Raw genomic sequence first — 6,305 nt, 5'->3', positions numbered from 1 at the left:
CCTTTTCCAACGATCCCAAACCGGCGTAATGGCCAAGCGGCCCAGACCCGGGACAGGTGGTGGTTCCCGGGGCACTGGAAAGTTTCCCCCCTCCCCCCGGCACGGGGGTGCGGCCCGCCCTGACTGCGGGCGGGCGGGCCGCACGTTTCCGGGCCGGCCGGTCCGGCGGCGCGTCCGGGGGGTGCGCCTACCGGTCCGGCCGGGGCCGGCCGGGCGGCCGGTGGGCACGGGGGAGCCGACCGGCCACCCGGGGTCTTCGGGTGGTACTGCTTCCCGCGGGGTGCGGGATGGTGCGGGTACTGCGGGTGGTGCTGTTCCGGATGGGCGGCGAGCCCGGGGGGAGTCGCTCGCCGCCCACCCGGAGTTCTCGGGGTTACCTCTCGGCCGACTGCTGGTTCTCGGACCGGTCGGGCTTGCTCGGGCGGACGTCCTGCGTGCCGGGGGCGGGCGGGAGGGTGACGCCGGACTTGCCCGGTCTGGTGCCGGCGCCGCCGGTGTCCTGGCCGTTGCCGCCGCCGTCGGCGTTGCCGTCTCCGGTACCGCCGCTTCCGGTGCCAGTGCCGTTGCCGTTGCCGCTGCCACCGGTCCGGCCGCCGTCGCTGTTGCCCTTGCCCGCTCCCGCACCGGGAACCGTGCCGGGGCGCCCGGGCCCCCGCGTCGAGGTGGTGGCGCCCTGGTGGTCGCCGTCCTCGTCGCCGGTCGCGGCCTTGCAGTAGTCCGTCACCCGGTCCGCGCCGCCGGCCGCCGTGACCAGCGGGCCGTACAGCGGGTCGCCGACCAGCTTGCTCGGGTGCTCGCCCTTGGCCGTTCGGTCGGTGAAGCCGGTGCAGAGGCCGAGCAGCGCGGGCGGGGCGGCGGTTCGCAGGCCGCGCCCCTCGGCCGAGGGGGTGCCGGGCGTCGTGGGATCGGACGGGACGACCGCCTGCGGTCCGCCGGAGGAACCGCCGGACGGACGGGCGGCGCCGGACGTCACGGCACCGAACGGGGCCACGCCCGCGGACGGGCCGACGGTCGACGAGGCCGGCACGGGGCCGCCGGCCGCGTCCCCGCCCGCGAGCCCGTGCTCCGGCGCGGACGGGCCGCCGCCCAGCGGGGACGGCAGGTTGCCGGTTCCGGCGGCGACGGCGACCCCGCACAGCGCGGTGGCGCCGAGCACGACGGCAGTGGCCTTCGTGCTGAAGGCCCTGGCCAGCGCGGCGGTTGCCATCGATCGTCTCCGGACGGGGGTCACTGTCGGGTCGGGCGCGAGACTCGCCTTCCGGAACGCGGCCAGGGCGGCCTCCTCCCCGGCCAGTTCCTCGGCCGTCGCGGGAGCGGCGGCCGCGGCGAGCACCCGGGCGAGCTGCCCGGGACCGCCGTCCGGTCCGGTGAGCGAGGCGTCCTGCCCGGCCGACGGGCCGCCCACGGCACCGCCGAGCAGCTGCTCGGCGGCATCACGGTCGATCCGACGGGATCGGTTGGTGCTCATCTCATGTCCTTCAGCGTCGCGGCCCGGCGTTCTGTCACACCCTGCGGAGAACTTTTTTTCGCGGGTTTCCCCGTGGGTCGCCCGGTGTCCTCGCCCGCGCTCACTCCGGCGGCTGTTCCGGGGGCGGTCCCGGCAGTGGTTCCGGCGGCCGTTCCGGCGGCCGTTCCGGCGGTTTCGGGCCCCGCACCGGCCTCGGCGCGGGCCACCCGTCCGCCGGCCCGGGCGGCCGGGATGCCGCCCCCGGACGCGAGCGGCTCGACCAGCTTGGCCAGCCGCCGCAACCCCCGGTGGGCGGCCATCCGGACGCTGCCGGCCCGCTTGCCGAGCACCCGGGCGGCGCTCTCCGCGTCCAGCTCCATGACCACCCTCAGCAGCACGGCCTCGGCCTGGTCGCGCGGCAGCCGGGAGATCAGGGCCAGCGCGTCGGCGGTGCCGACCGTGGTCAGCGCGGCCCGCGCGGTGTCGTCCCCCGCCGCCAGCTCGGCCAACTGCTCGACGGGCAGGTCGGCGACCGGACGGCGACGCCGGGCACGCAGGTGGTCGAGGGCGCGGTGGCGGGCGACGGTGGCGGCCCAGCCGCGGAAGGCGTCCCCGTCCCCGGAGAAGCCGCGCAGGTCCCGGGCGATCTGCAGCCAGGTCTCGGACGCGATGTCCTCGGCGTCCTGCGCGTCCTCCGGCCGGCCTCCGACCAGCACCCGCAGGTAGCGCAGCAGGCCCGGCTGCACCGTCCGGAACAGCAGCCGGAACGCCTCCTCGTCCCCGTCCTGCGCGGCCCGGACCGCCTCGGTCAGGTCGGGGCGGGCGAAGGCCGGGCCCGGTGGCGGGCCGTCGGGTGGTACTGGTCCGGACCGGCCGACGGGGCCGCCGGTGCCCGCTCCGGGGCGCTCTGCACTCTGCACCCGCCACATGATGCGCCATTCGGGCGAACACTTCGGCTCCGGCCGAACGACCGGTGCGGCCGGGGCCAAGGTCCCGAGAACTGCCGCCGTTCGCCCACGGCCCGGGCGGGCCCGTCCGCCCTACGTTGTCTGTGGGCGAAGCAACCCGGCCGCCGCCGCACCCGGACGCCGGGTCCGCCGGCACCCCCGGCCCGCCACTGCGACCCCGCCCCCGTTCGAGGGCGTACGCACGACCCGTACCGGCACCGGTCGCACGCCCCTCCCGGGTTTGGGCCGGCCCTCCGGAGACCAGCACCGACGGGGAACTCCCGCCGGCGGGCCTCTCCCCCGGCGCAGGGGCCCGTCCCCGCGGAGAGCACCACCGACGGGGCGCGGCTCCCCGGCGGGGACCGCCACCGGCAGCACGACGAGCAGGGAAAGACCACGATGACGACCGCCCACGAGCTCCACGAGCACCACGGGCTCCACGCGAAGGGCCTGCGCGAGCACCTCGCACCCGCCCTGCGCGCCCTGGGCCTCACCGGGTGGCGCCGGACCTTCAGCCTGCCGGACGCCACCCACTGGCTGCTGCTCGGCCTGGTCGAGCGCCCCGCCGCCGACCGGGTGCCCTTCACCTTCGACCTCAGCGTGGTCCGCCGCACCGACTGGGCCGTCGCGGACCTCCCCGGGCACCGACCCGACCCGCGCACCCGGTACGGCATCGAGACCTGGCGGGCCCGGATCGGCGAGGTGCTGCCGGTCGGCGAGGACGTCTGGTGGGAGGTGCTGCCAGGGCCGCGCTGGCAGCTCCCGCTGGACGACGCCGTCGCCGCCGTCCGCCACTACGGCCTGCCGGAGCTGCGGCGCCGGGCCGAGGCGGACCGCGCCCCCACCGGGGAGACCTACCTGCTCCCCGCCGATCTGGAGGCGGTCAACGCCGCACTGCTGACCGCCTCGGTGGCCCGGGTGCAGCGCGCCGAGCTGGCCGACCGGGCGCTGGTGCTGACCGGCGCCTGGACCTCGGGCGACGGCGTCGCCCGGACCGTCCTGGCCGGGGCCGCCCGGGGCTTCCTGTCCGCCGGGGACGAGCGCTTCGGCACCGTCCGCTGCCTGGACACCCTGGGCCGCGAGCTGTGGACCTTCCCCGTCGGGGAGTAGCCCCCCGGGGGGCGATCCGCTTCCCCGACGGGCAGGGAAAGCAGCAGGTCGGAGGCGGTGTCACGGCGCGCACCATGACAACTGTCACGCGGATGACGCAACGGACGGCACTGCTCTGACGGAGGGTCCGGCGGAAAGACTGGAGGCACGACGCGGGCAGTGGCCCGCGGCCACCAGCCGGGGAGGAACCCACCGTGAGCCAGACCGTCAGTGCCGCCGCCGTCACCCGCACCGCCGCCGCTCCCGCCCTGGCCGTCACCGCCGCCCACGCCAAGACGCCCAACCCGCTGGTCTCCGGGCTCCGCCCGCTCGCCCTCGACGTGGCCGCGCCGCTGGCCGGCTACTACCTGCTGCACTCGGCCCTCGGCCTGAGCGAGTTCGCCGCGCTGGCCTGGAGCAGCGCCTTCCCGGCCGCCCGGACCGTCCTCGGCCTGCTGGGCGAGCGCAGGCTGAACCTGTGGGCCGCCCTGATGCTGACCGTCAACCTGGCGGGCCTGGCGCTGACCTTCGTCACCGGCGACGCCCGGCTGATGATCGCCAAGGACGGCGGCCTGAGCGGCACCGTGGCGCTGGCGATCCTGGTCTCCGCGCTGATCGGCCGGCCGGTGATGACCCCGATGCTGATGCCCTTCCTCACCAAGGGCCGGACGGAGCGCGCCGCCGCCTGGCAGCGGCTGGTCGAGGGCCGGGCGGCCGGGTCGCGGGCGTTCCGCCGCCACGAGCGCCTGTTCTCGGGCATCTGGGGCACCGCGCTGCTGACCGAGTGCGCGGCCCGGGTGGTCGGCGCCTTCACCCTGCCGGTGTCGACCATGGCCTGGCTGTCCACCGTCCTCCTGATCGGCGCGATCGTGGCCGGTTCGATGCTCGGCCAGATCGCGGTCGAGCCGATGGAGCGGCTGGTCCGCGCCGAGGCCGAGGCCCCGACCGCCGCCTGAGCGCGCCGCACCCTCTCCTCCCCGTGGTTCCCCTCCCCGTGGTTCCCCTCCCCGTGGTTCCCCTCCCCGTGGTTCCCCTCCCCTCCGGCTTCACTGAACAGCCGGTTCCGAGGACTCGAACAGCGAGGAACCATCCGGATCTCCCGGGAGTCGTTCATAACGAGGGGGTAACGGGACCCCCGACCGAGGAAAACGGGGACCCCATGAACCGGACGACGTACGCGCCGAGCAGCACCGAGGAACGCACCCTCGTCTGGGACGGCTGCCTGAACGTCCGCGACCTGGGCGGGCTGCCCACCGCCGCCGGCCGGCTCACCGCCCGTGGCGCGATGGTCAGGGCGGACAACCTGGACCGCCTCACCGCCGAGGGCTGGGACACCCTCCTCGACCACGGCGTCCGCACCGTGGTCGACCTGCGCAACGCCGAGGAGTACAAGCCGCTCCTCCCGCTCCCCGAGGACGTCGAGCTGGTCCGCGTCCCGCTGGACGAACTGGCCGGCCCCGCCTGGTGGGAGACCCACGGACGACTGGACGGCACCCCGCTCGCGCTCCGCCCGTACCTGGACCACTGCCCGCACGCCGCCGCCGCGCTGGTCTCCGTGATCGCCGGCGCCCGCCCCGGTGGCGTGGTCGTGCACTGCGGCGCCGGCCGTGACCGCACCGGCCTGGCCACCCTCCTGCTGCTCTCCCTGGCCGGGGTCGAACGGGCCGCGATCACCGAGGACTACCTGATGAGCGGCCCCAACATCCGCCCGCTGTACGGGATGCTGGGCCTGCCCGACCCGTACCGCCGGATCGACGCGGTGCTCGCCGAGGCCGGGACCACCGCCGAGGCCGCCCTGGCCGCCGCGCTCGACGGGTTCGACCCGGTCGGCTACCTGCTCGCGGCCGGCGTCACGCCCGAGCGGATCGCCGCCGTCCGGGAACGACTGCTGCCCACCGCGTAGCGCGGGCCGCCGGAGCCCCTTCGGCGCGTCGGGACTCGCAAGGAGACCTCCGAAATCATCGTCAACCGATGGTTGACGATCCTTGGATCGACAACCTACGGTTGACGCATGGAGAATCCCGTTGCTCCCAACACCACTCCGCTGCGCCTCGACGACCTGATCGCCGCGATCAAGCAGGTCCACACCGACGCGCTCGACCAGCTCTCCGACGCGGTCATCGCCGCCGACCACCTCGGCGAACTCGCCGACCACCTCATCGGCCACTTCGTCGACCAGGCCCGCCGCTCCGGCGCCTCCTGGACCGACATCGGCCGCAGCATGGGCGTCAGCAAGCAGGCCGCCCAGAAGCGCTTCGTCCCCAAGGACCCGGGCACCCCGAACGACCTCGACCCGAGCCAGGGCTTCAGCCGGTTCACCCCCCGGGCCCGCAAGGTCGTGGTGGCCTCGCAGGAGGAGGCCCGGAAGGCGAACAACGCCGAGATCACCCCGGTGCACGTGCTGCTCGGCCTGCTCGCCGAGCCCGAGGGCATCGCGATCAAGGCGCTCGCCGCCCAGGGCGTCACCCCGGAAGCCGTCCGCACGGCGGCCACCGCCGCACTGCCGACCGCCGTCGAGCAGACGGTGCCCGCCCTGATCCCCTACGACGCCCAGGGCAAGAAGGTGATGGAGCTGACCTTCCGCGAGGCGCTCAAGCTCGGGCACAACTACGTCGGCACCGAGCACCTCCTGCTCGCGCTGCTGGAACTGGAGAACGGCCAGGGCGTGCTGGCCGGGCTGAAGGTGGACAAGTCCGAGACGGAGGCCTTCGTCTCCGAGGCGATCGCCGCCATCGTCGCCGCCCGGAACCCGGAGTCCGAGTCGCAGGAGTGAGCCGCCACCGATGCCCTGCCCCGGGCGCGACGACCGCCCGGGGCAGGGC

6 protein-coding genes are annotated in these 6,305 nt (G+C 75.7%); 4 read left to right on the top strand and 2 right to left on the bottom strand.

Annotation, left to right across the window (positions count from 1 at the left end):
• Positions 1-373: 373 nt before the first annotated feature.
• Positions 374-1,468, bottom strand: a complete 1,095-nt coding sequence (locus ACZ5OX_RS08700; protein WP_465629300.1) for a hypothetical protein — start codon at positions 1,466-1,468, stop codon at positions 374-376.
• Positions 1,465-2,367: an RNA polymerase sigma factor gene (locus tag ACZ5OX_RS08695; RefSeq protein ID WP_465629299.1), complete on the bottom strand. Its 903-nt coding sequence runs from the start codon at positions 2,365-2,367 to the stop codon at positions 1,465-1,467. Before ACZ5OX_RS08695 ends, ACZ5OX_RS08700 begins: the two co-directional genes overlap by 4 nt.
• A gap of 426 nt (positions 2,368-2,793) precedes the next feature.
• Between ACZ5OX_RS08695 and ACZ5OX_RS08690 the strand changes: the two genes are divergently transcribed.
• The 4 genes from ACZ5OX_RS08690 to ACZ5OX_RS08675 all read left to right on the top strand — a co-directional run bounded on the left by ACZ5OX_RS08690 (position 2,794) and on the right by ACZ5OX_RS08675 (position 6,256).
• Positions 2,794-3,504, top strand: a complete 711-nt coding sequence (locus ACZ5OX_RS08690) for a hypothetical protein (protein ID WP_465629298.1) — start codon at positions 2,794-2,796, stop codon at positions 3,502-3,504.
• Positions 3,505-3,698: 194 nt separating this feature from the next.
• Complete coding sequence (locus ACZ5OX_RS08685; RefSeq protein ID WP_465629297.1) at positions 3,699-4,439, top strand: VC0807 family protein; 741 nt, start codon at positions 3,699-3,701, stop codon at positions 4,437-4,439.
• Between the two features lie 203 nt (positions 4,440-4,642).
• A complete protein-coding gene (locus ACZ5OX_RS08680) occupies positions 4,643-5,386 on the top strand; it encodes a tyrosine-protein phosphatase (RefSeq protein WP_465629296.1) in 744 nt (247 codons plus the stop codon).
• Positions 5,387-5,494: 108 nt separating this feature from the next.
• Positions 5,495-6,256 carry a Clp protease N-terminal domain-containing protein gene (locus ACZ5OX_RS08675; RefSeq protein WP_465629295.1) on the top strand — a complete coding sequence of 254 codons (762 nt, stop codon included), beginning with the start codon at positions 5,495-5,497 and terminating at the stop codon, positions 6,254-6,256.
• Positions 6,257-6,305 lie beyond the last annotated feature (49 nt).

The sequence above is a fragment of the Kitasatospora sp. NPDC032121 genome (assembly GCF_055580145.1).
Note: the sequence above shows the minus strand (reverse complement) of the source record. Positions and strands in the feature narration are given on the sequence as shown.

What these genes read in the sequence shown, in the direction of transcription:
- ACZ5OX_RS08700 (WP_465629300.1), bottom strand. Translation starts at nt 1,468, where the DNA reads ATGAGCACCAACCGATCCCGTCGGATCGACCGTGATGCCGCCGAGCAG.
- ACZ5OX_RS08690 (WP_465629298.1), top strand. Translation starts at nt 2,794, where the DNA reads ATGACGACCGCCCACGAGCTCCACGAGCACCACGGGCTCCACGCGAAG.
- ACZ5OX_RS08680 (WP_465629296.1), top strand. Translation starts at nt 4,643, where the DNA reads ATGAACCGGACGACGTACGCGCCGAGCAGCACCGAGGAACGCACCCTC.
- ACZ5OX_RS08675 (WP_465629295.1), top strand. Translation starts at nt 5,495, where the DNA reads ATGGAGAATCCCGTTGCTCCCAACACCACTCCGCTGCGCCTCGACGAC.